This is a genomic window from Streptomyces sp. SM18 (assembly GCF_002910775.2).
Taxonomy (GTDB): domain Bacteria; phylum Actinomycetota; class Actinomycetes; order Streptomycetales; family Streptomycetaceae; genus Streptomyces; species Streptomyces halstedii.
On the sequence record NZ_CP029342.1, the window covers coordinates 950,461 to 974,689 of the forward strand.

The 24,229-nt window shown below is 72.0% G+C and carries 22 protein-coding genes; 4 read left to right on the forward strand and 18 right to left on the reverse strand.

All coding sequences use genetic code 11. The features are described from left to right. Nucleotides 1-3: 3 nt before the first annotated feature. Entirely contained in the window at nt 4-444 is a 441-nt protein-coding gene (locus B9S64_RS04030; protein WP_028444165.1) for a DUF948 domain-containing protein, read from the reverse strand. A gap of 232 nt (nt 445-676) precedes the next feature. Here B9S64_RS04030 and B9S64_RS04035 point away from each other — a divergent pair, with 232 nt between their 5' ends. After that, on the forward strand, nt 677-2,956 hold the full coding sequence (locus tag B9S64_RS04035) for an AAA family ATPase (protein ID WP_109491962.1): 2,280 nt from the start codon (nt 677-679) through the stop codon (nt 2,954-2,956). Between the two features lie 17 nt (nt 2,957-2,973). On the opposite strand, the gene rpsD is transcribed toward B9S64_RS04035, so the two are convergent. Further along, complete coding sequence (gene rpsD / locus B9S64_RS04040; protein ID WP_014157362.1) at nt 2,974-3,588, reverse strand: 30S ribosomal protein S4; 615 nt, start codon at nt 3,586-3,588, stop codon at nt 2,974-2,976. A 188-nt stretch (nt 3,589-3,776) separates the two neighbouring features. Between rpsD and B9S64_RS04045 the strand changes: the two genes are divergently transcribed. Continuing rightward, nucleotides 3,777-4,478, forward strand: a complete 702-nt coding sequence (locus B9S64_RS04045) for a DUF2470 domain-containing protein (RefSeq protein WP_181012096.1) — start codon at nt 3,777-3,779, stop codon at nt 4,476-4,478. 110 nt (nt 4,479-4,588) lie between these two features. On the opposite strand, the gene B9S64_RS04050 is transcribed toward B9S64_RS04045, so the two are convergent. From B9S64_RS04050 to B9S64_RS04065, 4 genes are all read right to left on the reverse strand, one after another. Further along, complete coding sequence (locus B9S64_RS04050) at nt 4,589-5,962, reverse strand: replication-associated recombination protein A (RefSeq protein ID WP_103488415.1); 1,374 nt, start codon at nt 5,960-5,962, stop codon at nt 4,589-4,591. Between the two features lie 42 nt (nt 5,963-6,004). After that, on the reverse strand, nt 6,005-6,643 hold the full coding sequence (locus B9S64_RS04055) for a vitamin K epoxide reductase family protein (RefSeq protein WP_103488414.1): 639 nt from the start codon (nt 6,641-6,643) through the stop codon (nt 6,005-6,007). 633 nt (nt 6,644-7,276) lie between these two features. Next, nucleotides 7,277-8,539 carry a histidine--tRNA ligase gene (gene hisS / locus B9S64_RS04060; protein WP_103488413.1) on the reverse strand — a complete coding sequence of 421 codons (1,263 nt, stop codon included), beginning with the start codon at nt 8,537-8,539 and terminating at the stop codon, nt 7,277-7,279. Nucleotides 8,540-8,554: 15 nt separating this feature from the next. Then, nucleotides 8,555-9,241, reverse strand: a complete 687-nt coding sequence (locus tag B9S64_RS04065; protein WP_028444158.1) for an MBL fold metallo-hydrolase — start codon at nt 9,239-9,241, stop codon at nt 8,555-8,557. Between the two features lie 150 nt (nt 9,242-9,391). Between B9S64_RS04065 and B9S64_RS04070 the strand changes: the two genes are divergently transcribed. Together B9S64_RS04070 and B9S64_RS04075 are read left to right on the forward strand one after the other, a co-directional pair. Then, entirely contained in the window at nt 9,392-10,177 is a 786-nt protein-coding gene (locus B9S64_RS04070; RefSeq protein ID WP_103488412.1) for a peptidylprolyl isomerase, read from the forward strand. Between the two features lie 188 nt (nt 10,178-10,365). Continuing rightward, nucleotides 10,366-11,595, forward strand: a complete 1,230-nt coding sequence (locus B9S64_RS04075) for a DUF349 domain-containing protein (protein WP_103488411.1) — start codon at nt 10,366-10,368, stop codon at nt 11,593-11,595. Nucleotides 11,596-11,703: 108 nt separating this feature from the next. Here B9S64_RS04075 and B9S64_RS04080 read toward each other — a convergent pair whose 3' ends face one another. From B9S64_RS04080 to B9S64_RS04135, 12 genes are all read right to left on the reverse strand, one after another. Further along, entirely contained in the window at nt 11,704-14,271 is a 2,568-nt protein-coding gene (locus B9S64_RS04080; protein ID WP_375153039.1) for a RelA/SpoT family protein, read from the reverse strand. 273 nt (nt 14,272-14,544) lie between these two features. Further along, nucleotides 14,545-15,102: an adenine phosphoribosyltransferase gene (locus tag B9S64_RS04085; RefSeq protein ID WP_103489308.1), complete on the reverse strand. Its 558-nt coding sequence runs from the start codon at nt 15,100-15,102 to the stop codon at nt 14,545-14,547. Further along, nucleotides 15,099-16,211 carry a protein translocase subunit SecF gene (gene secF, locus B9S64_RS04090; protein WP_103489309.1) on the reverse strand — a complete coding sequence of 371 codons (1,113 nt, stop codon included), beginning with the start codon at nt 16,209-16,211 and terminating at the stop codon, nt 15,099-15,101. Before secF ends, B9S64_RS04085 begins: the two co-directional genes overlap by 4 nt. Before the next feature lies 1 nt (nt 16,212). Continuing rightward, the gene (secD, locus tag B9S64_RS04095; protein WP_103489310.1) at nt 16,213-17,952 is read right to left on the reverse strand and encodes a protein translocase subunit SecD; all 1,740 of its coding nucleotides are present in this window, start codon (nt 17,950-17,952) and stop codon (nt 16,213-16,215) included. A 147-nt stretch (nt 17,953-18,099) separates the two neighbouring features. Beyond that, nucleotides 18,100-18,558 carry a preprotein translocase subunit YajC gene (gene yajC, locus B9S64_RS04100; RefSeq protein ID WP_103489311.1) on the reverse strand — a complete coding sequence of 153 codons (459 nt, stop codon included), beginning with the start codon at nt 18,556-18,558 and terminating at the stop codon, nt 18,100-18,102. 166 nt (nt 18,559-18,724) lie between these two features. Continuing rightward, entirely contained in the window at nt 18,725-19,810 is a 1,086-nt protein-coding gene (ruvB, locus tag B9S64_RS04105; protein WP_103489312.1) for a Holliday junction branch migration DNA helicase RuvB, read from the reverse strand. A gap of 78 nt (nt 19,811-19,888) precedes the next feature. Continuing rightward, nucleotides 19,889-20,512 carry a Holliday junction branch migration protein RuvA gene (gene ruvA, locus B9S64_RS04110; protein ID WP_103489313.1) on the reverse strand — a complete coding sequence of 208 codons (624 nt, stop codon included), beginning with the start codon at nt 20,510-20,512 and terminating at the stop codon, nt 19,889-19,891. Further along, nucleotides 20,509-21,042, reverse strand: coding sequence for a crossover junction endodeoxyribonuclease RuvC (gene ruvC, locus B9S64_RS04115; protein ID WP_103489314.1), 534 nt, complete (start codon nt 21,040-21,042; stop codon nt 20,509-20,511). The genes ruvA and ruvC overlap by 4 nt, the downstream gene beginning before the upstream one ends. A 139-nt stretch (nt 21,043-21,181) precedes the next feature. Continuing rightward, entirely contained in the window at nt 21,182-21,934 is a 753-nt protein-coding gene (locus B9S64_RS04120; RefSeq protein ID WP_028444147.1) for a YebC/PmpR family DNA-binding transcriptional regulator, read from the reverse strand. A 61-nt stretch (nt 21,935-21,995) separates the two neighbouring features. Continuing rightward, nucleotides 21,996-22,589 carry a pyridoxal 5'-phosphate synthase glutaminase subunit PdxT gene (gene pdxT, locus B9S64_RS04125; protein WP_103489315.1) on the reverse strand — a complete coding sequence of 198 codons (594 nt, stop codon included), beginning with the start codon at nt 22,587-22,589 and terminating at the stop codon, nt 21,996-21,998. A 7-nt stretch (nt 22,590-22,596) separates the two neighbouring features. After that, a complete protein-coding gene (gene pdxS, locus B9S64_RS04130; RefSeq protein WP_103489316.1) occupies nt 22,597-23,517 on the reverse strand; it encodes a pyridoxal 5'-phosphate synthase lyase subunit PdxS in 921 nt (306 codons plus the stop codon). A 134-nt stretch (nt 23,518-23,651) separates the two neighbouring features. Beyond that, nucleotides 23,652-24,197, reverse strand: coding sequence for a hypothetical protein (locus tag B9S64_RS04135; protein ID WP_103489317.1), 546 nt, complete (start codon nt 24,195-24,197; stop codon nt 23,652-23,654). Nucleotides 24,198-24,229: the final 32 nt, after the last annotated feature.

A 24,229-nucleotide genomic window follows, 5' to 3' on the forward strand; every position in this document is an offset into this window, starting at 1 on the left:
GGGTCAGTCCTTCTGTCCGCGGGGGTTTCGGGCGTTCCGCTTCTTGCGGGCGGACGGCACGGTACGGCCGACGATCACCGTGCGGCGGGGGGTCCGACGGTCCGGCTCCGGCTCGGTGCGGCGGCCGAGCGCCTGCCGCACCCCGTAGCCGAACGCGGCGACCTTCACGAGCGGGCCGCCGAAGGTGGAGGCGACGGTGGTGGAGAGCGCGGAGGCGTTGGAGGTGACCTCCTGCACGTCACTCGCGATGGCGTCCACCTTGTCGAGCTGGGTCTGCGCGGAGCGCAGTGTCGCGGAGGCGTCGGCGAGCAGCGGGACGGCCTGTTCGGTCACGTCCGCCACCAGCGCGGTGGTCGCCTTGAGCGTCTGGGCCAGCCTCACCAGCACCACGGCGAGGAAGGAGACCAGGATCGCCCAGAAGACGGCCACCAGGATCCCGGCCACCTCTCCACCGGACACAGTGCACCGCTCTCTGCTCGTCGATCGCCCCGGACGGGGCTTCGTCCGCGGCCGCGACGCCCGGGCCCGGGTGTACCGTCACCGCGGCCGATCGTCGTCCTGTCTTGAGCCTATCGCGCCGGACGTCGCGCCCCGTACCGCGTTTCCGCCGGGCGGGGCGGTGTCGGCGCGGGGGCGTTTGTACGCAGCACACGCGTGCGCGTACGCTGCGTGTCCCATGCGACACCCTGAGCACCCCTCCCCCCTGCCCGACGACGCGGAATCCCCGTCCGCGCGGGGCCGTGGGAAGCTCCCCGCCGAACTGGACGCGTTCGTGGGGCGCGTGGCGGAACTGGCCCGGCTCGAAGCGCTCCTCGGGGAGTCCCGGCTGGTGACGCTGGCGGGCGGGGCCGGGATCGGCAAGACCCGTTGCGCCACCCGGATCGCGGCCCGCATGGAGAAACGGTACTGCGACGGGGTGCGGATCGCCGGGCTCTCGGCCGTCCGCGAACCGGCGCTGCTCGACCACGCCGTGGCCGAGGCGGTGGGCCTGACCGACCACACCCGCAGACCCCCGCGCACGGCGCTGCTGGAGTACTGCGCCGAACGCCAACTCCTGCTGGTGATCGACGGGTTCGAGCATCTGGCCGAGGCCTGCGCCGGACTGGTACGGGAGTTGCTGCTCCGGGCGCCGGGGCTGACGGTGCTCGCGGCGGGCCGGTGCCCGCTGCGGGTGGAGGGCGAGCACACGTTCACGCTGGCGCCGATGACGGACGAGGACGCGGTGGAGCTCTTCGCCCGGCGGACCCGCGCCGTGCGGCCCGGCTTCACGCTGACCGGCGCGGACCGGGACACCGCCCGGGACCTGTGCCGGCGCCTCGACGGCATCCCGCTCGCCGTGGAACTGGCGGCGGGGCGGATGCGCGCCCTGTCGATGGAGCAGGTGCTGCACCGGCTGGACGACCGGTTCCGGCTGCTGACCGGGGGCGGCCGCGGCGCGCTCCCCCGCCACCAGACCCTGCGGACGGCGGTCGGCTGGAGCCATGAGCTGTGCGCACCGGGGCACCGGCTGCTCTGGGCGCGGTTGTCGGTGTTCGCCGGGTCGTTCGACCTGGAGGCCGCGGAGTACGTCTGCGGCGGCCGCGGTCTGCCGGCCGAGTCGGTGCTCGACGTGCTCGACGACCTCCTCGCGCAGTCCGTGGTGATGCGCGAGGACACCGGGGCGGCCGGCCGCTACCGGCTGCTGGACACCGTGCGGGAGTACGGCGCCCAGTGGCTGGAGGCGGCCGGGGACACCGGGCGGATGCGCCGCAGGCACCGGGACTGGTTCCTGGGGCTCGCGACCTGGTGCGAGCTGGACTGGTTCGGCCCCCGGCAGGCGGAGGCGGCGGCCCGTGTCGACCGCGAGCTGCCCAATCTGCGCCGGGCGATGGAGTACTCGATGGAGAGCCCGGAGGAGGTCCGCCTCGCCCAGCACCTGGCGGGCGCGCTCTGGTTCTACTGGGCGGGGTGCGGCCGTCTCGCGGAGGGCCGCCACTGGCTGGAGAACGTGCTGGAGGAGGAGTCGGGGCACGACACGTCCCGGCTGAAGGCGCTGTGGGTGCTCGGATACGTGGCGGTGCTCCAGGGTGACCCGGCCGGCGCGGTCCCGGCCCTGCTGGAGTGCCGTGAGGCCGGTGAGCTCTCGGGGGACGCGGCGGCCGTGGCGTACGCGGTGCACCGCACCGGGTGCCTGGCGCTGGTGACCGACGACCTGCCGCGCGCGCGGAGGCTGCTGGGGGAGGCGCTGGACCGCTACCAGGAGGCGGGCGAGCTGAACAGCACCGTGCTGATGGCCCGGGTCGAGCTGGCGATGGCGGTGGCGTTCGAGGGCGATCTGGACGAGGCGGCACGGATCTGCCAGGAGGTCCGGGAGATCTGCGAGGACCACGGGGAGCGCTGGACCCTGGCCTACGCCCTGTACGTCCTGGCCTACACCGCCCTGCACCACGGGCACGGCGGGCGGGCCCGGCGGATGCTGCGGGAGTGCCTGACCATCGCGCACACCTTCCACGACCTGCTGGGCACGGTGCTCTCGCTGGAACTGCTCGCCCTGGTCACGGCGGTCGAGGGGGACCCGGCCGAGGGGGCGGTGCTCCAGGGGGCGGCGGAGCGGATCTGGCCGTCGGTGGGGCTCCCGCTGTTCGGGTCGGTCCACTACGGGCGGCCCCGGACGCGGTGCGCGGAGCTGGCCCGGGAGGCGCTCGGCGGCGAGCGGTACGAGGCGGCGAGGAGCGCCGGACGCCGGCTGGCCACGGAGGACGCCGTGGCGCGGGCGGTGGGCGCCCGGGTGCCCGGCGGACGGGACGGCGGGCAGACGCCGCGCGGAGCGGGCGCGGGGGCCGTCGGCGCGGAGGCGGACGGCGGGGAGACGGGCGGCGGGGAGACGGACGCCGGGGAGGACGGCGAGGGGGCGGGCCCGGACGCGCGAAGGCCCGCCACCTCCCGGACGACAGGGAGGGGCGGGCCCGAGCTCTGACGGTGACTACGCCTGGATCAGCGGGCGTAGTACTCGACGACGAGCTGCTCGTCGCAGATGACCGGAATTTCCTTGCGGTTCGGGTCACGGTCCAGGCGGAAGGCCAGGGCCTTCAGGTTCACCTGGAGGTAGCGCGGCGTCTCGCCGTCGGTGTCGTAACCACCCTCGCGGGCCACCTGGAAGGGGACCTTGGAGCGGCTGCGCTCGCGGACCTGCACGACGTCGTCGGGACGCACGCGGAAGGACGGCTTGTCGACCTTGCCGCCGTTGACCTCGATGTGGCCGTGGACGACCATCTGACGGGCCTGGTAGATGGTGCGGGCGATGCCCGAACGCAGGACCAGGGCGTCGAGGCGGCGCTCGAGCTCGACGACCAGCGCCTCGCCCGTCTTGCCCTCGGCCTTACGGGCGCGGTCGTAGGCGCGCGCCATCTGGCGCTCGCTGATGTCGTACTGGGCGCGCAGGCGCTGCTTCTCCAGCAGACGGACCTTGTAGTCCGAGTTCTGCTTGCGGCCACGGCCGTGCTCGCCCGGCGGGTAGGGGCGCGCCTCGAAGTACTTGACAGCCTTCGGCGTCAGGGCGATGCCGAGGGCACGCGACTTCTTGACCTTGGGACGCGACTGGTTAGGCACGTTCTCCAGACCTCCGTTGTAGGTTAGGTTAGGCTTACCTTACTCAAGGAGATCGCATGTCTCGCCCTGGGAACACCACTCACGTCACGGACAGCACGGACAGCGACGGCGCGCACAAAGGCGCCGCGATGACGGAAGGCCGATCTGATCGTGGTCAGCCGCGTCCCAGCGGGCCAGAAACCACCCGACTGCCGTCAGCAGCCGAGCGCACACGAACTCTCGTACAGAGTACCTGCTCGTCCGTGCTGCTCGTACCAGGGCTCCAGGTGGTCCACCCCGTGCAGCTCATGCCGGACAGCCGGGCGGTCGGCCCGGAGGGGGACCTGTTCCTCGGCTTCGCCGCCGACTCCCCCGCGGTGCGGGCCGCCACCCACGCCCAGGGCGACGAACTGACCGCGGCGCTGGAACTCACCGACGTGGCCCCGGTCTCCGTCCCGCACCGGATCCGGGGGCGGGCCAGGATCACCGGGTGGCTCACCGCCGTACCGGGGCTCGCGGGGCCCGGCCGGATGACGCTCCGGCTGGAGTTCGGCGAGGCCTCCGTCGACGACCTCTGGGGCGCGGAGATGGTCGAACCGGACGCCTTCCGGGACGCCGTCGCGGATCCGCTCGTCACCCATGAGGCGGAGCTGCTCCAGCATCTGCACGCGGCCCACGGCGAGCAGATGGCCACCCTCGCCACCCTGCTCGGCGAGCGGACCGCCACCGGCCGGGCGGGGGGCGTGCCGCGCGCGGTGCCGGTCGCGCTGGACCGCTTCGGACTGCGGGTCCGGTTCATCGAGAGCGCGGCGGCCTGCTTCGACGCACGCTTCGAATTTCCTGATCCCGTACGGGACGTCGGGGAGCTGCGCCGCGCGATGCACACCCTCTTCGAGGCGGCGGCCCACTGAGCGGAGGCGGCCCGCCGGGAAGCGCGGCCCGCCGGGCCCGAGCCACCCCGGCCACGGACCACCGAGCCCGGAACGCCCCCGCACGGGGTGACGGATCCCGGCCACCGGCGTCACGACGGGGTGGTGCCGCCCGGCTCCCCTCGGCCGAGCCGCTCGCGGACCCGCTCCACCACGTCCGCGTACCGCGCCTCCGCGCCGTACCGCGTGGGCTCGTAGTAGGTCCTCCCCCGGACGGCCTCCGGGGCGTACTCCTGGGCGGCGATTCCGCCGGGCACGTCGTGCGGGTAGACATAGCCCTGGGCGTGGCCCAGCTTGGCGGCGCCCTGGTAGTGGCCGTCACGCAGATGGGCCGGGACCGGGCCGGCCAGCCCCCTGCGCACGTCCTCCCGCGCGGCGGAGATCGCCAGCGTGGCGGCGTTGGACTTGGGGGCCAGTGCCAGCGCGATCGTGGCATGGCTCAGGGTGAGCGCGGCCTCCGGGAAGCCGATCAGGGCGACGGCCTGGGCCGCCGCCACGGCGGTGGGCAGCGCCGTGGGATCCGCGAGCCCGATGTCCTCGCTGGCGGAGATCATCAGCCGCCGGGCGATGAACCTCGGGTCCTCCCCCGCCTCGATCATCCGGGCCAGGTAGTGCAGGGCCGCGTCCACGTCCGATCCGCGGATCGACTTGATCAGGGCGCTCGCCACGTCGTAGTGCTGGTCGCCGTCCCGGTCGTACTTCACGGCGGCGCGGTCGACGGTCTCCTCCAGCGTCTCCAGCGTGACCTCCGGCTCGCGCTTGGCCAGGGCCGCTCCGGCGGCCGCCTCCAGGGCGGTCAGCGCGCGCCGGGCGTCGCCGCCCGCGATCCGCAGCAGATGCGCCTCGGCGTCCTCGGGCAGGGTGACCGCGCCGGTCAGACCGCGCTCGTCGGCCACGGCCCGGCGCAGCAGCCCGCGCAGGTCCTCGTCGGTGAGCGGCTCCAGGGTCAGCAGCAGGGAGCGCGACAGCAGCGGGGAGATGATCGAGTGGTACGGGTTCTCGGTGGTGGCGGCGATCAGCGTCACCCAGCGGTTCTCCACGGCGGGGAGCAGGGAGTCCTGCTGGGCCTTGGAGAAGCGGTGGATCTCGTCGAGGAAGAGGACGGTCTCCTTGCCGAAGCCCCCGGTGGCGCGGCGCGCCCCGTCGATGACGGCGCGGACCTCCTTGACGCCCGCCGTGATCGCGGACAGCTCCACGAAGCGCTTGTCGGTGGCCTTGCTGACCACGTACGCCAGGGTCGTCTTGCCGGTGCCCGGCGGACCCCACAGGAGCACCGAGGAGGCGCCCGCCGGTCCCCCGCCGCCCTCGCCGACGAGGCGGCGCAGCGGTGAGCCCGGCTTGAGCAGATGGCGCTGGCCCACGACCTCGTCGAGCGTACGCGGACGCATCCGGACAGCGAGGGGGCTGCTGGACGGGTCCTTCTCCTGGCGGTCTTCGGCGGCTGCGGTAAAGAGGTCGGGCTCCACATGCGAAAGCCTATGTCACCCCACTGACAGCGCCCCGGCCGCTCAGCTGGTCCAGAAGTCCCACCAGCGGGTCAGGATCAGCATGCCGATGACCCCGATCCAGAGCACCGGCGGGACCCAGTGGAACTCGGCGAGGCCGTTCCTGAGCCAGGCCGGGGCGGGCAGGACGCGGTTCTTGACGTTGTGCGCGGTGACGTAGCAGAACATGACGATCGTGGCGACCCAGGCCAGGCAGCACCAGAGGCAGAGGGAGTTGATGTTGTACAGCGACTGGTACTGGAGCCAGGTGCAGAACCCGACGCCGAACAGCGTGCCCGCGTTCAGACCGAGCCAGTACCAGGCGCGGAAGCGGGCTCCGGCCAGCAGGGCCATGCCGATGCCGATGACCACCGAGTAGGTGGCGATGCCGAGCATCGGGTTGGGGAAGCCGAAGGCGGAGGCCTGCTCGCTCTTCATGATGTTGCCGCAGGCGACGACCGGGTTCAGGCTGCAGCCCGGGGTGAAGCTCGGGTCCTCCAGCAGCTTGAACTTGTCGATGGTGATCACCCAGGCGGCGAGCAGCCCGGCCGCTCCCGTGATCACCAGGAGCAGGGCGAGCGCGCGACCGCCGCCGAAGGTCTTCGTCCCGCCGTCCTCGTCGTCTCGCCGGGAGGAGGCGTGGTCTACCGCTGCCATCGTCATATCGCCGTTCCATCACTGAGTAGCCGGCCGGGGCACCGTCATTCTGCCGCATCACCGGTCCGCTCAATCGTTCGACGGTGATATCGGTGTTCGCTCTTCGGCTCCTCGCCCTGGGCACTCCGGGAGGCCCTTCTGCCCCGGCGCGACCGGCGGCCGGTGCCCGGGGTGGCTCCGGGCGGCGCCACCCGCCGGGCCCCGCGGACGGCCTCGACCTGCGGATTCACCGGGTGGAAGGGTGCCGGCGCCCCGGTCCGGACGCGGTCGGCGCGAGCGCCGCCGCGCGGAACCCCCGGGCGTCGGGGCCGCGCCGGCCGGCACGCTTACGTGTCCTGAGCACGGATCCGGCCTCCGCGATTGCCGGAGGGTTCCGCGCCGGAACCCTCCGGCAGGATGAACGCACGCGCGCCGCGTTGACGACGGGGCGGTGTACCCCGCTCCACTAGGGCGTGTTTCGAAAGTCCCGCCTGGCCTCCGGGCGGACGGCGCTACGTTCGAAACACGCCCTAGGCGGCCTCACCGGAGGGAAGGGCGCCGGAACGCGCGATGCCCGCCCGGGAGGACCGGGCGGGCACGCGGGGCGATCAGGTCCGAGCGGCCGGGACGGGACCGTGACGGCCCCGGCCCCGGCCCGGGTCAGGCCAGCTTGCCCTGGAGGACGGCCACGAGGTCACCGACCGGGACGGCCTGCTGCTCGCCGGACTCCATGTCCTTCACCTGCACGTCGCCCTCGGCGAGATCCCGCTCGCCCGCCACGACGGTGTAACGGGCACCGGAGCGGTTGGCGCTCTTCATCGCGCCCTTGAGACCTCGGCCGCCGAACGCGAAGTCCGTGGCGACCCCGGCCTTGCGCAACTCGGTGACCAGACCGAAGAGCACGCGCCGCGCCTCCTCCCCGAGCGGCACCGCGTACACGCTGGTGGTGGCCGGGATGTCGAGCGCGATGCCCTCCGCCTCCAGGGCGAGCACCGTGCGGTCCACACCGAGCGCCCAGCCGACGGACGGCAGCGCGGGGCCGCCGATCATCTCGGACAGCCCGTCGTAGCGGCCGCCACCGCCCACCGCGGACTGCGAGCCGAGCCCGTCGTGCACGAACTCGAAGGTGGTGCGCGTGTAGTAGTCCAGGCCGCGGACCAGCTTCTCGTCGTCCTCGTACGCCACGCCCGCCGCCGTCAGCAGCGCGCGGACCTCCTCGTGGTACGCCTTGCAGGCGTCGCAGAGGTAGTCGCGCAGCATCGGGGCGCCGGTCAGCTGCTTCTGGACCTCGGACCGCTTGTCGTCGAGCACGCGCAGCGGGTTGATCTCGACGCGGCGGCGGGTCTCCTCGTCCAGGTCGAGATCGCGCAGGAAGCCCTGGAGCGCCTCCCGGTAGACGGGGCGGCACTCCTTGTCGCCCAGCGAGTTGAGCAGGATGCGGAACCCGCGGAGCCCGAGGGCGCGGTACGCCTGGTCGGCCAGGATGATGAGTTCGGCGTCCAGCGCCGGGTCCTCGGCCCCGATGGCCTCGGCGCCCACCTGAGAGAAGTGGCGGTAACGGCCCTTCTGCGGGCGCTCGTAGCGGTAGTACGAGCCGGAGTACCAGAGCTTGACGGGGAGGTTGCCCCCCTTGTGCAGGTTGGCCTCCAGCGCGGCGCGCAGCACGGAGGCGGTCCCCTCGGGACGCAGGGCGAGCTTGTCGCCGCCCTTGGTCTCGAAGGCGTACATCTCCTTGGAGACGATGTCGGTGGACTCCCCGACGCCGCGCGCGAACAGGGCGACGTCCTCGAAACCGGGCGTCTCGATGTAGCCGTAACCGGAGTTGCGCAGGGGCGCGGACAGGGCCTCGCGTACCGCCAGGTACGTCGCGGAGTCCGGCGGGATCAGGTCGTACGTGCCCTTGGGGGCCTGGAAGGTGCTCACGGGGTCTTTCTCTCGTCACATTCCTCGGCGGGGCGCGTCCAGTCCGTGCAGATACGGATTGGAGGCGCGCTCGCGGCCGATGGTCGTCTGGGGTCCGTGGCCGGACAGCACCACGGTCGAGTCGTCGAGCGGCAGGCACACGCGGGCCAGCGAGTCGAGGAGCTCGGCGTGGTCGCCGCCGGGCAGGTCGGTGCGTCCGACGGAGCCGGCGAAGATCAGGTCGCCCGAGAAGAGGATCTGCGGTACGTCCGCGGCCTCGGGCATCCGATACGTCACCGACCCCTTCGTATGGCCGGGCGCGTGCGCGACGCCGAACCGGAGACCCGCCAGCTCCAGCACCGCGCCGTCGTCCAGCTCGCGGACGTCGTCGGGCTCGCCCACGGTCAGCTCGCCCATGAGCGGCATCCCGATGGAGCGGCCGAGCGCCTTCTCCGGGTCGCTCATCATGAAGCGGTCCTCGGGGTGGATCCACGCGGGCACGTCGTGCGCGCCGCACACCGGGACGACCGAGGCGACATGGTCGATGTGGCCGTGGGTGAGCACGACGGCGACGGGCTTGAGCCGATGCTTCTTCAACGCGTCCTCGACTCCCTGGGCGGCCTGGTGGCCCGGGTCGATGATCACGCACTCCTCGCCGGCGGCGGGGGCGACCAGGTAGCAGTTGGTCCCCCAGGCCCCGGCGGGGAACCCGGCAATCAGCACGTTCGTCCTTAGTGTTCGTCCGACGGGAACGGGCCGCGGAGAGGGATGCGGCAGACACAGAGCCTACCGGCGCTCCTCATTCCACAGCTAACCCATATACCGTACGGGGCAATCCAGGCCCGTTCACACGACGTACAAGGAGATCAACCGGTGGTCAGCAGCGATCAGCGGCGGCGGCAGCTCGCCCGGGAGAAGTTCGAGCGGCAGCAGCAGCGCCGGGAGGAGGCACGCCGGCGGACGCGGCGCCTGACCGCGATCATCGCGTCCTCGGTGGCCGTGGTCGCGGTCATCGGCGTGGGCGCGTACCTCTCGCTCGACGACGACGGCGACTCCAAGGACAAGGCGAAGGCGGCGGCGAGCCCGAGCGAGAGCCCGGAGGAGACCGAGAGCAGCGCGCCCGAGCCGGCGATGAGCATCGACAAGAAGGCCACGTACACGATGTCGATGAAGACGAGCCAGGGTGACATCGGCATCGCGATGGAGGCGGCGAAGACCCCGCACACCGTCAACTCCTTCAAGTCCCTCGCGGACAAGGGCTTCTTCGACGGCACGAAGTGTCACCGGCTGACCACGGAGGGCATCTTCGTGCTCCAGTGCGGCGACCCCGAGGGCAACGGCCAGGGCGGTCCGGGCTACACGATCCCGGACGAGAACCTCACCGCGCTGGGCAAGGCGGGCGACGACGGCGCGGTGACCTACCCGGCGGGCTCGGTCGCGATGGCGAACACGGGCCAGCCGGGCAGCGGCGGAAGCCAGTTCTTCCTGGTGTACAAGGACACCCAACTGCCGCCCACCTACACGCCGTTCGGGACGATGGACAAGGAAGGGCTGAAGACCGTCAAGAAGATCGCCGAGGCGGGAGCCGAGGGCGGCGCCCCCGACGGTGCGCCGAAGAAGGCGGTCACGGTCGAGAAGCTCGCCGTCGCCACGTCCTGACCCCCGGCGCCGGTCCGCCCGGCACGGCCCCGCGCGGGCCGGATAATTTCGGCCGCGCTGAGTGCGGACAGCCGGGCGGCCGGTCGCCTAGATTGGCGTTGTGCAGGGCGGGCGCTGCCCGCCCCAGGAAACTGTGGACGATGCCAGGGGGGCGAACCCCCTCGCGGGCATCAGGTGGAGGAGGCGCTGTGAGCAGCGACCCGTGGGGCCGTGTCGACGAGACAGGCACCGTGTACGTGCGTACGGCCGACGGCGAGCAGGTCGTCGGATCGTGGCAGGCCGGTTCCCCCGAGGAGGCACTGGCCTACTTCGAGCGCAAGTACGAGGGCTTGGTGGTCGAGATCGGCCTCCTCGAACGTCGGGTGAAGACCACCGACCTGGCGGCGAAGGACGCGACGGCCGCGATCGATCATCTGCGTCAGCAGGTCGACGAGCACCATGCCGTCGGTGATCTCGCCGCGCTCCGCGTCCGGCTGGACGCGCTCGTCGCGACGGTCGAGGCGCGGCGCGAGGAGCGCAAGGCCCAGAAGGCGAAGCAGACCGACGAGTCCCGGCGGGCCAAGGAGGCGCTCGTCGTCGAGGCGGAGGAGCTGGCGCGGAGCGAGCAGTGGCGTTCCGCCGGTGAGCGGCTGCGGGCGCTGGTGGACACGTGGAAGGGCCTGCCCCGGCTGGACCGCAAGTCGGACGACGAGCTGTGGCACCGCTTCTCGCACGCCCGGTCCGCCTTCTCCAAGCGCCGCAAGGCGCACTTCGCCTCGCTGGACGCCCAGCGCGAGGAGGCCCGCAAGGCCAAGGAGAAGCTGGTCGCCGAGGCCGAGTCGCTGTCCGGATCGACGGACTGGGGGGCGACGGCGGCGCGTTACCGCGACCTGATGACCGAGTGGAAGGCGGCGGGCCGCGCCCAGCGTGAGGCGGAGGACGACCTGTGGAACCGTTTCCGCGGGGCGCAGGACGTGTTCTTCGCGGCGCGCGGCGGTGTGTTCGCGGAGCGGGACGCCGAGCAGGGCGAGAACCTCAAGCTGAAGGAGGAACTCGCCGCCGAGGCCGAGACGCTGGTGCCGGTGACGGATCTGAAGGCGGCCCGTGCCGCGTTCCGTTCCGTCAACGAACGCTGGGAGGCCATCGGCCACGTGCCGCGTGACGCCCGGGGGAAGGTCGAGGGCCGGCTGCACGCGGTGGAGCGGGCGCTGAAGGAGGCCGAGGAGACCGAGTGGCGCCGGACGAACCCGGAGGCGCGGGCGCGTGCCGAGGGTCTGACCGGTCAGCTCCAGGCGGCCGTCGACAAGCTGCGCACCCAGATCGACACCGCGCGGGCGTCGGGCAACAACTCCCGCGCGGACAAGCTGTCGCGCGAGCTGGAGGGCCGGCAGGCGCTGCTGGACCAGGCGTTGAAGGGTCTGGAGGAGTTCGGCGGCTGAGCCGGGCTCCGGCATACGGAAGGGGCCCCGGTACGTGTCACGTACCGGGGCCCCTTCCGTGTGTCCGTCCGCCGGGCGGGGCGTCTTCCCCGCCGGCGCCGTGCGGGACTACGGGCGCCGTGCCGAGGTCACCCGGTAGACGTCGTAGACGCCCTCCACGCCCCGTACGGCCTTCAGTACGTGGCCCAGGTGCTTCGGGTCGCCCATCTCGAAGGTGAAGCGCGAGGTGGCCACCCGGTCGCGGGACGTCTGCACGGCCGCCGAGAGGATGTTCACGTGCTGGTCGGACAGCACCCGGGTGACGTCGGAGAGCAGGCGGGAGCGGTCCAGCGCCTCGACCTGGATGGCGACGAGGAAGACCGAGGACTGGGTGGGCGCCCACTCCACGTCGAGGATCCGCTCGGGCTGCTGCGAGAGCGAGTCGACGTTGACGCAGTCCGCCCGGTGCACGGAGACGCCGCTGCCACGGGTGACGAAGCCGATGATCGGGTCGCCGGGGACGGGCGTGCAGCAGCGGGCCAGTTTGACCCAGACGTCCTCGACGCCCTTGACGACGACGCCCGGGTCCGCCTTGGCGCGGCGCTTGGTGCGGCCGTGCGAGGGCGGCGAGCTCTCCGCCAGGTCCTCGTTGGCCGCGTCCTCGCCGCCGAGCGCCTGGACGAGCTTCTGGACGACCCCGGCCGCCGCGACATGGCCCTCGCCGATCGCCGCGTACAGCGAGGAGATGTCGGGGTAGCGCATCTCGTGGGCCAGGGTGACCAGGGAGTCGCCGGTGAGGATGCGCTGGATCGGCAGGTTCTGCTTGCGCATGGCCCGCGCGATGGCGTCCTTGCCCTGCTCGATCGCCTCGTCGCGGCGCTCCTTGGAGAACCAGGCCCGGATCTTGTTGCGCGCCCTGGGCGACTTGACGAACTGGAGCCAGTCGCGGGAGGGCCCGGCACCGGCCGCCTTGGAGGTGAAGACCTCCACCAGGTCGCCGTTGTCGAGCGTGGACTCCAGCGGCACGAGGCGTCCGTTGACCCGGGCGCCTATGGTCCGGTGGCCGACCTCGGTGTGCACGGCGTAGGCGAAGTCGACCGGTGTCGCGCCGGCGGGCAGCGCTATCACGTCGCCCTTCGGCGTGAAGACGAAGACCTCGTTGCGCGAGAGGTCGAAGCGCAGGGACTCCAGGAACTCGCTGGGGTCCTCGGTCTCCTTCTGCCAGTCCAGGAGCTGGCGCAGCCACGCCATGTCGTTGACGGTGTCCTGGCCCCGGCCGCCCCCGGTGTTCTTGGGGACGTCGGTGCGCACCTTGGAGGCGCCCGCGACGGCCTCCTGCTTGTACTTCCAGTGCGCGGCGATGCCGTACTCGGCGCGGCGGTGCATGTCGAAGGTACGGATCTGGAGCTCGACGGGCTTGCCGCTGGGACCGATCACCGTGGTGTGCAGCGACTGGTACATGTTGAACTTGGGCATCGCGATGTAGTCCTTGAACCGTCCCGGCACCGGGTTCCACCGGGCGTGGACGGTGCCGAGCGCCGCGTAGCAGTCGCGGACGGTGTCGACGAGGACGCGGATGCCCACCAGGTCGTAGATCTCGGCGAAGTCCCGGCCCCGCACGATCATCTTCTGGTAGACGCTGTAGTAGTGCTTGGGCCGGCCGGTGACGGTGGCCTTGATGCGGGCGGCGCGCAGGTCGGACTGCACCTCGTCGGTCACTATGGCGAGGTACTCGTCGCGCTTGGGCGCGCGCTCGGCGACGAGGCGGACGATCTCGTCGTACATCTTCGGGTAGAGGATCGCGAAGGCGAGGTCCTCCAGCTCCCATTTGATGGTGTTCATGCCCAGGCGGTGGGCGAGCGGCGCGTAGATCTCCAGGGTCTCGCGGGCCTTCTTCTCCTGCTTCTCCCGCTTGAGGTAGCGCATGGTGCGCATGTTGTGCAGCCGGTCGGCGAGCTTGATGACCAGGACCCGGGGGTCCTTGGCCATGGCGACGACCATCTTGCGGACGGTCTCGGCCTGGGCGGCCTCGCCGAACTTCACCTTGTCGAGCTTGGTGACGCCGTCGACCAGCAGCGCGACCTGGTCCCCGAAGTCCTTGCGCAGGGTGTCCAGGCCGTACTCGGTGTCCTCGACCGTGTCGTGCAGCAGCCCGGCCATCAGCGTCGCCGGGTCCATGCCCAGCTCGGCGAGGATCGTGGTGACGGCGAGCGGGTGCGTGATGTACGGGTCGCCGCTCTTGCGCTTCTGTCCCCGGTGCCAGCGCTCGGCGACCTGGTAGGCGCGCTCGATCTGCCGCAGGGTGGAGTTCTCGATCTTCGGGTCGTTGCCACGCACCGTGCGCAGCAGCGGCTCCAGCACCGGGTTGTACGGACTGGAGCGCTGTACGCCCAGACGGGCGAGGCGGGCCCGGACACGGCTGGAGGAACCGCCGGAGCGCACGGCCGGAGCGGGGGCCGGGGCCGGGGGCTTGGCCGCGGGGGACTTCGGCGCGGCCGGCGGTACGGGCGGCTGGCCGGTGGGCGCGGGCGGCTGGACCGCCGGGGCGGGGGCCGGGGGCTTGGGACCGGCGGTGGCGTCCCGCGGGGCGGTGTCGCCCTGCGCGTCGGCCTCGGGGGTGGTGTCCTTCGGGGGTACCGCCGCCGGGGAGGCCTGGGCCTCGCCGTCCGCGGACTCGTGCGCGCGGGACTCGCCCACCGGGCCGGGCCGCCCCTTCCCGGGCGTGGCGGGAGCCACCGCGGGCCGGTCGGGCTGCGCGGCGGTGACTGGACGGGCCTCGTCTGGCAAGAGCGCTCCTCGTGCGGATCCGGGCTCCCCGGAAGGCCCATGGTATCGACCCCCCGCTCGGGCCTCTCCCGGGGACGGAGTGGATCTCCTGACAACGCGGAACGGGCACCCGGGTGTTCCCGGGTGCCCGTCCTGTGGCGCCTTACACCGCCCTGCGCGCCCGGCCGGGGCGCCCGGGGCGGATCAGAGCGTGATCACCGACTCCAGCGGGGCGCCCGCCAGCGCGGTCTCCAGCCGGGCACGGCCGGCCAGGAAGCCGAGCTCCATGAGGACCGACACCCCCGCGACCTGGGCACCGGCCCGGCGGATCAGCTCCAGCGAGGCCTGTGCGGTGCCGCCGGTGGCGAGGACGTCGTCGATGACCATGACCCGGTCGTCGGCGGACAGGTCCTCGGCGTGGATCTCGACCTCGGCGGTGCCGTACTCCAGCTCGTACGCCTGCCCGAGGGTCGCCCCGGGCAGCTTTCCGGCCTTGCGGACGGGTACGAAGCCGAGCCCCGCGCGCACGGCGACGGGAGCCGCCAGGATGAAGCCGCGGGCCTCCAGCCCGACGACCTTCGTCGCGCCGTACCGGACGCACTGGTCCGCGAAGAGGCCGGTGAGCGCGGTGAAGGCGACCGGGTCCGCGAGCAGCGGGGTGATGTCCTTGAACACCACCCCCGGCTTCGGGTAGTCCGGTACGTCGCGGATCCGGGCGAGCAGGAGCTCCCGGACGGCCTCGGTGGCGGTGGCGCCGGTCATCGCCGGTTCCCCGGCGTCCGGCCCTGGCCCCGGGGCCGCTCACGCTGGCCGACGACGGCACCGGCGGTCTCCGGGGTCCCGGCGCCGAGCTCCCGCTCGTCGTCACGGTCGTCGTCCTCGCCGTCCTCGCCCTTGGCCGCCGCGGCGGCCCGCTTGGCGAGGATCCGCTTCTTCAGCGCCTTCATCTGCGGGTCGCGTTCCTTGAGGTCGGCGACGAGCGGGGTGGCGATGAAGATCGAGGAGTACGCGCCGGCGGCGAGGCCGACGAAGAGCGACAGCGAGATGTCGTTCAGCATGCCCGCGCCGAGCACGCCGCCGCCGATGAACAGCAGACCGGCGACCGGCAGCAGCGCCACGACGGTGGTGTTGATGGAACGCACCAGCGTGCCGTTGATGGACCGGTTGGCGATCTCGCTGTAGGTCCAGCGGGTCTGCCGGGTGATCCCGACGGTGCTCTCCTTGAGACTGTCGAAGACCACGACCGTGTCGTACAGGGAGTAACCGAGGATGGTCAGCAGACCGATCACGGTGCCCGGGGTGACCTCGAAGCCGACCAGGGCGTAGACGCCGACCGTGATGGTGATGTCGTGGATCAGCGCGACCAGGGCCGCGATGGCCATGCGCCACTCGAAGGCGATGGCCAGGTAGACCACGACGAGGACCATGAAGATGCCGAGGCCGGTCCAGGCCTTGTTGGCGATCTGCTCACCCCAGCTGGGGCCGACCAGGTCCGCGTTGATCTTGGACTCGGGGATACCCAGGTCCTCGGAGAGCTGCGTCTTGACCGCGTTGGCCGTGGCGGTGTCGACCTCGGTGATCTGGATGCGCATGTTGCCGTCGCCCAGCCCCTGGACGATGGCCTCGTGCCCGGAGGCCTCGACGGCGCTCTCGTGGGCCTGGGAGACGGAGATCTTGGGCTTCTCGTCGGTCGTGAAGACCGCGCCGCCCTTGAACTCGATGCCCATGTTGAGCCCGCTGACCGCCAGGCCGACGATGGCCGTGATGGTGATCAGGACCGAGACGCCGTACCAGATCATGCGGTTGCCGATGAAGTCGTAGCCGACCTCGCCGCGGTAGAGCCGGGCGCCGAGATTGCCGAGTCGCGACATCTCACGCCTCCTTCGGGTGGTCGATGGGGGCGTTGACACGGCGCGAGCGGCGCAGCGGCGGCTTGGCGCCGAGCCGCTTGGGATCCAGACCGGACCAGGGATGACCGCTGGAGAAGAACTTCGTGCCGCCCATCATCGTCAGGACGGGCTTGGTGAAGAAGAACACCACGACGACGTCGAGCAGCGTGGTCAGGCCGAGCGTGAACGCGAATCCCTGGACCTTGCCGACGGTGACCAGGAAGAGCACCGCGGCGGCGAGGAACGACACGAAGTCGGAGACCAGGATGGTGCGGCGGGCACGCGGCCAGCCCCGCTCGATCGCGGGACGCAGCGTGCGGCCCTCGCGGATCTCGTCCCGTACGCGCTCGAAGTACACGATGAAGGAGTCCGCGGTGATACCGATCGCCACGATCGCACCGCAGACCGCGGGCAGGTTCAGGGCGAAGCCGATGGCCGGGCCGAGCAGCGCCATGATCGTGTAGGACAGCACACCGGAGACGCCGAGGCTGAGGAGCGCGATGAACGCCAGGCCGCGGTAGTAGGCCACCAGGTAGATCACCACGAGGGCCAGGCCGATGGCGCCGGCGATCAGACCGGCCCGCAGCTGGTCGCCGCCGAGCGCGGCGCTGACGGTGGTGACGCTCTGCTCCTGGAAGGAGAGCGGGAGCGCGCCGTAGGAGAGCACGTTGGCCAGGTCCTCGGCGGACTGCTGGCTGAAGCTGCCGGAGATCTCGGCGCTGCCGGTGAGGGTCGAGTTCACCTGCGGGGCGGAGACGACCTCGCCGTCGAGGGAGATCGCGAACTGGTTCTGCGGGGACTGCTGCGCGGACAGCTTCTTGGTGATCGCCTGGAACTTCTTGGAGCCCTTGTCGGTGAAGTCCATGGAGACGAGCCAGATGCCGCGCTGCTGGTCGAACTGGGCCTTCGCGTCGTCGACGTCCGTGCCGGAGACCTCGGCCGGGCCGAGGATGTACTTGGCGTCGCCCTCGGAGCTGCACGCAACCGTGGGGTCCTCGGGCGCGACGCCCTCACCGGCCTTGGCGCGGGCGGAGGGGTTGGAGCAGTCGAGCTCCGTGAACTTCTTCTCCAGCGCCGCGGTGGCGGGGTCGGGCGTCTCGGAGGCCGCGGCGCCGTCGGAGGCGCCCGGGGTCGGGGTGCCGTCCTCTTTCAACGCACCGGTGACCGCGCGTCCCTGGGTGGTGGCGCTCGCCGAGGGCGTGGACCCGGAGTCGGAGGCCGTCCCGTCGGAGCTCGCCTTCGCGCTGGGCGTGGCGTCCGGCTCCTCGGAACCCGTGGCGGAAGGGCTCTCGGTCCCGGTGGGCGTGGCTCCGCCGTCCGTGACCGTCAGGACGGGGCGGAAGTAGAGCTGGGCCGTCGTGCCGACCTGTTCCTGGGCCTGTTTGGAGTCCGTCCCCTTGGGAATGTTGACGATGATGTTGCGATCGCCCTGGGTCTGAACCTCCGCCTCGGAAACGCCGAGACCATTGACACGGCGTTCGATGATGCTGACCGCGGTGTCCATGTTGGTCTTGTTGATGGCGTTCGGCTTGCCGGGCTGGTTCTTGGCCTGGAGCGTGATCGAGGTCCCGCCCGCCAGGTCGATACCAAGCCGGGGCTTGGTGTTGCCCGACAAGAACATCCCGCCGGTGAGCGCGACCATGGCGATCAGGATCAGGGCCAGGGCGCGCCCCGGCCTGCTCTGGCCGCCGGCGCGCCCTTTGCCCTTCTTCGGTGCTGGCACCTTCTCGTTTCTCCCTGTCCAACCGCCGCGCGCCGGGTACGCGCCCGAGCGGCCATGAAGTGTTGTGGGGACCCCGCCCCGCAGAAGACCCCACGGCCCGCGGGACGCCGGACACCCAGGGGTGCCCGGCGTCCCTGGATCGTGGAACTACTTGGCGTCGCCCTCGCCGTCGGCCTTGGCCTCCTCGGCTCCGGCCTCCTTCGGGGCGGCGTCGCTCTCGGCCTTCTTGTCCAGGTCGATCTTCGCGTCGTCCTCGGCCGCGTGGCCCTCGGTGAGGGAGGAGGCGTCGTCCGGCACGACCGTGCCCTCGACGTCCAGGTCGTCGTCACCGTGGACGATGCGGTTGTACTCCGCGTCGTCCAGGACGGCGCCGATGGCGTTCTTGGCGTAGACGGCGTGGACGCCCGGCGCGACCTCCAGGAGGACCGTGTCCGTCTGGATCTCCTTGACGGTGGCGTACATGCCTCCGATCGTGCGCACGCCGGTGCCGGGCTGCATGTCGTCGCGCATCTGCGCAGCCGCCTGCTGCTTCTTCTTGGCGGACCGGGTCATCAGGAACATGGCCCCGATGAGCACGATGAAGGGGAGGAGGGTCACGATACTCACGGGACGGTACTTCCTTCGCACGACCGCGCTGATGCGGCCTGGACTACGGGGGTGGGTACACCGGCCCTGTGTACGGGCGGCATCGGCGGAGTCTAAGCGAGTCCGCATCAATGGAACAACGCCCAGCATGACACCCTGGTTCCCCTTGTGGAAAACCTGTGACGCATCACGCCCCGAAGAGGCCCTGTTGTCCCTTTGCCGTGTGTTGCGGCGGAACGAGTCCCAGGTGTCCCCAGGCGGCGGGGGTGGCGACCCGGCCGCGCGGCGTCCTGGCCAGCAGGCCTTCGCGTACGAGGAAGGGTTCGGCGACCTCCTCGACCGTCTCGCGCTCCTCCCCCACCGCGACCGCGAGGGTGGACAGGCCGACGGGTCCGCCGCCGAAGAGCTTCAGCAGGGCTTCGAGGACCGCGCGGTCCAGCCGGTCCAGGCCCCGCTCGTCCACCTCGTAGACCTTCAGGGCGGCGGCGGCGATCTCGCGGTCGATCCGGCCGTCGGCCCTGACCTGGGCGTAGTCGCGTACGCGGCGCAGCAGCCGGTTGGCGATGCGGGGGGTGCCGCGGGAGCGTCCGGCGATCTCCGCGGCGCCGTCGGTGTCTATGGCCACGTCGAGGAGTCCGGCCGAGCGGTGCACGACGCGTTCCAGTTCGCGGGGGGCGTAGAACTCCATGTGGCCGGTGAAGCCGAAGCGGTCGCGCAGCGGGGGCGGCAGGAGTCCGGCCCGGGTGGTGGCGCCGACGAGGGTGAAGGGCGGCAGTTCCAGCGGGATGGCGGTGGCGCCGGGGCCCTTGCCGACGATGACGTCGACCCGGAAGTCCTCCATGGCCATGTAGAGCATCTCCTCGGCGGGCCGGGACATGCGGTGGATCTCGTCGAGGAAGAGCACCTCGCCCTCCTGGAGGGAGGAGAGGATGGCGGCGAGGTCTCCGGCGTGCTGGATGGCGGGGCCGGAGGTGATCCTGATCGGCGCGTTCATCTCGGCGGCGATGATCATGGACAGGGTGGTCTTGCCGAGGCCGGGGGCGCCGGAGAGCAGGACGTGGTCGGCGGTGGCGCCGCGGGCGCGGGCGGCCTTGAGGACCAGGTCGAGCTGGGCGCGCACCTTCTCCTGGCCGACGAACTCCTCCAGGTCCTTGGGGCGCAGCGCGGCCTCCACCGCGGTGTCCTCGCCGTCGGCGCCGGCGGCGACCAGCCGGTCCGCCGGCCCCTCGTCGCTCAGGCCGCCGGTGTGGGGCCCGGTCTCGTCCCAGTTCATCTCGTGTCCCGCCTCGGGTGTTCGGTGCCCGGCCGCGCGGTGTCCCGGCCGGCGTACGGGGGCGTCGTGCCCCGGGGGTCAGCGTGCGCGGTTGAGGGTCTGCAGCGCGGCGCGCAGCAGTTGGGGCACCGGCGGCCGCGCGCCGTCGGCGGTGGCGGCCTCGGCCTGCGGGGTCACGGCGGCCACCGCTTCCTCGGCGTCGCGCGGGGTGTAGCCGAGGCCGACGAGTGCGGCGTGCAGCTGGTCGCTCCAGGAGTCGGGCCCGCTGGGCGCGGCCTGCCGGCCGATGTGGGTGCCGACCGGTTCGCCGAGCCGGTCCTTGAGCTCCAGGAGGAGCTTCTGGGCGCCCTTCTTCCCGATGCCGGACACGGCGGTGAGCGCCTTCTCGTCCCCGGTGGCGACGGCGAGGCGCAGGGCGTCGGGGCTGTGCGTGGCGAGCATGGCCTGGGCGAGCCGCGGGCCGACGCCGCTGGCGGTCTGGAGGAGTTCGAAGACCTGCCGTTCGTCGTCGTCGGCGAAGCCGTAGAGGGTGAGGGAGTCCTCGCGTACGACGAGGGAGGTGGCGAGCCGGGCGTCCTGGCCGATCCGCAGGCCGGAGAGGGTGCCGGGCGTGCACTGGACGGCCATGCCGATGCCGCCCACCTCGATCACGGCCGTGGCGGGGGCGAGGGCGGCCACCGGGCCGGAGACGAAGGCGATCATGCGGTGCGGCCTTTCAGCGTGCGGTGGGCGGCGACGGCCTGCTGGAGCCGGTTCTGCGCGGGCGCGCGCCAGATGTGGCAGATGGCGAGGGCGAGGGCGTCGGCGGCGTCGGCCGGCTTCGGTGGGGCGTCGAGCCGGAGCAGCCGGGTCACCATGGCCCCGACCTGGGCCTTGTCGGCGCGTCCTGAGCCGGTGACGGCGGCCTTGACCTCGCTGGGGGTGTGCAGGGCGACCGGTATGCCGCGGCGGGCGGCGCAGAGCATGGCGACCGCGCTGGCCTGGGCGGTGCCCATCACGGTGCGGACATTGTGCTGGCTGAACACCCGCTCCACCGCGAGGCGTTCGGGCCGGTACTCGTCGAGCCACCGCTCGATGCCGCGCTCGATCTCGACCAGCCGGCGGCCGAGCTCCGCGTCGGCGGGTGTGCGCACCACCCCGACGCCGACCATGGTCAGCGGGCGGCCCGCGACCCCCTCGACGACCCCCACACCGCACCGGGTCAGCCCCGGGTCCACGCCGAGCACCCGCATGGCGCCCCCCCTCGTCTCGCTGCCCGTACCGTTCGGTCACCTGTTCAGGCAGGCTATCGGCTCGCTCGGACAATGCGACGGGCCGACGGGGTGTGTCCCCGCCGGCCCGCCCGGAACCGGTGCCGTGCCGTCCGTGCCCTCAGGCGTCGACCTTCTCCATGACCTCGTCGGAGACGTCGAAGTTGGCGAAGACGTTCTGCACGTCGTCGCTGTCCTCCAGCGCGTCGATCAGCTTGAAGATCTTCCGCGCCCCCTCCTCGTCGAGGTCCACCTGCATGGTGGGCAGGAAGTTGGCCTCGGCCGAGTCGTAGTCGATGCCGGCCGCCTGGAGCGCGGTGCGGACCGCGACCATGTCGGTGGCCTCGCTGACGACCTCGAAGGTGTCACCGAGGTCGTTGACCTCCTCGGCGCCCGCTTCGAGGACCGCGTCGAGGACGTCGTCCTCGCCCAGCTCGCCCTTGGGGACGATGACGACGCCCTTGCGGTTGAACAGGTACGAGACCGAGCCCGGGTCGGCCATGGAGCCGCCGTTGCGGGTCATGGCGACGCGTACGTCGGACGCGGCGCGGTTGCGGTTGTCGGTGAGGCACTCGATGAGCACCGCGACGCCGTTGGGGCCGTACCCCTCGTACATGATCGTCTGGTAATCGACGCCGCCCGCCTCAAGACCGCCTCCGCGCTTGACCGCGGAGTCGATGTTCTTGTTCGGGACGGAGCTCTTCTTCGCCTTCTGGACGGCGTCGACGAGGGTCGGGTTCCCGTCGAGGTCCACACCGCCGGTACGGGCCGCGACCTCGATGTTCTTGATCAGCTTCGCGAAGAGCTTGCCGCGCTTGGCATCGATCACGGCCTTCTTGTGCTTCGTCGTAGCCCATTTAGAGTGGCCGGACATCTGCCTTCTCCTTCGCGTCACCAAAATCGATCCGAACCCGAGAGATCCTACCGGGATCGAGTCAGTTCACGGCGCGCACCATGTCGGCGAAGAGCGCGTGCAGGCGGTGGTCCCCGGTCAGCTCCGGGTGGAAGGAGGTCGCCAGGGCGTTCTGCTGGCGGACGGCGACGACGTGGCCGTCGTACTCGGCGAGGACCTCGGCGCGGGTACCCACCGACTCCACCCAGGGGGCCCGGATGAAGAGGCCCTCCACCGGGCCGCCGGGCACCGCCGCGACGTCCACGGCGGCCTCGAAGGACTCGTTCTGGCGGCCGAAGGCGTTGCGGCGCACGACCATGTCGATGCCGCCGACGGTCTCCTGCCCCGAGCGGGGGTCGAGGATCTCGTCGGCGAGCAGGATCATCCCGGCACAGGTGCCGTAGACCGGCATCCCCGCGGCGACCCGCTCGCGCAGCGGTTCCAGCAGGCCGAAGAGGACGGCCAGCTTGGACATCGTGGTGGACTCGCCGCCGGGCAGGATCAGCCCGTCCACCTCGGCGAGTTCCCCGGGCCGCCGGACCGGCCTGGCCACGGCGCCCGCCGAGGCCAGGGCGGTCAGGTGTTCCCGTACGTCGCCCTGGAGGGCCAGGACGCCGACGACGGGGCTGCCGGTCATCGTGGGCCTACCAGCCGCGGTTGGCGTAGCGCTCGCCCTCGGGCAGCGTGTCGCAGTTGATGCCGACCATGGCCTCGCCGAGGTTGCGGGAGGCGTCCGCGATCACCTTCGGGTCGTCGTAGAAGGTGGTGGCCCTGACAATGGCCGCGGCGCGCTTGGCGGGGTCGCCGGACTTGAAGATGCCGGACCCCACGAAGACGCCCTCGGCGCCGAGCTGGCGCATCAGCGCCGCGTCGGCCGGGGTCGCGACGCCGCCGGCCGAGAACAGGACGACGGGCAGCCTGCCGAGCTCGGAGACCTCCTTGACCAGTTCGTAGGGGGCGCGGAGGTCCTTGGCGGCGGCGTACAGCTCGTTGGTGTCGAAGCCGCGCAGACGGGCGATCTCGTTCTTGATCTGGCGCAGGTGGCGGACGGCCTCGACGACGTTCCCGGTGCCGGCCTCGCCCTTGGAGCGGATCATCGCAGCGCCCTCGGCGACGCGGCGCAGGGCCTCGCCCAGGTTGGTGGCGCCGCAGACGAAGGGGGTGGTGAAGGCGAACTTGTCGCTGTGGTTGACCTCGTCGGCCGGGGTGAGCACCTCGGACTCGTCGATGTAGTCGACGCCGAGGGCCTGGAGGACCTGGGCCTCGACGAAGTGGCCGATGCGGGACTTGGCCATGACCGGGATGGAGACGGCCCCGATGATCTCCTCGATCATGTTCGGGTCGGACATCCGGGCGACCCCGCCGTCCTTGCGGATGTCGGCGGGCACCCGCTCCAGGGCCATGACGGCCACGGCGCCCGCGTCCTCGGCGATCCTCGCCTGCTCGGCGTCGACGACGTCCATGATCACGCCGCCCTTCAACTGCTCGGCCATGCCGCGCTTGACGCGGGCGGTGCCGGTGGCCGGGGCGCCGGTGGACTGCGGGGTGCTGGGAAGCGTGGACACGAGGACCTCACTGGGGTGAAAGACGTGGGACGGTGCAACCCCGAGCAAACGCCCCGGGACCGGTCCACGGCAAGGGCCAATGAGGAGCCGGTGGATCGTTCGGGGCGCCGCTGTCCGCTTCCTGGACGGTCCCCTCAGCTGACGGGCCGGTCCGCCAGGGCCACCGGCGGCTCGTCGTCCATCTCGAACGCCAGCGGGAACGGCGCGTGCCCGGCGAGCCGGAACAGCCGTACCGTGCGGTGCCGGCGCAGCGCGCGGGCGGCCCGCACGGCGTCGTTGTGGAAGCGCCGGGCCATCGGTACGCGGCGTACGGCGGCGGCCAGTTCGCCCGCCGCGTCCTCCCCGCCGGGGTACTCCTTCACCGCCTCGACCTGGGCGGGCTCGCCGAAGACGGCCCGCAGCGCGGTGCTCAGTTCGCTCTCGGCGACCTCGCGCCGCTCCTCCTCGGCCTGCCGGGCCGCGTGCGCCGCCTCGTACAGGACGATCGACGCCGCGGGGTCCAGGACGCCCGAGGTGGCGATCTCCTGGGTGACCGAGGCGCGGCGCAGCAGTTGGGCGTCCAGGGCCGCGCGCGCCGCGTCGATGCGGGCGTGGAGCCGGTCGAGCCGGCCGGCGGTCCAGCTGAGGTACAGGCCGGCCGCGAGGAGGGCGACGGCGATCCAGATGAGGGTTTCGATCACGGGCGGCAAGGCTACCGTCGCCGGCCCCCCGC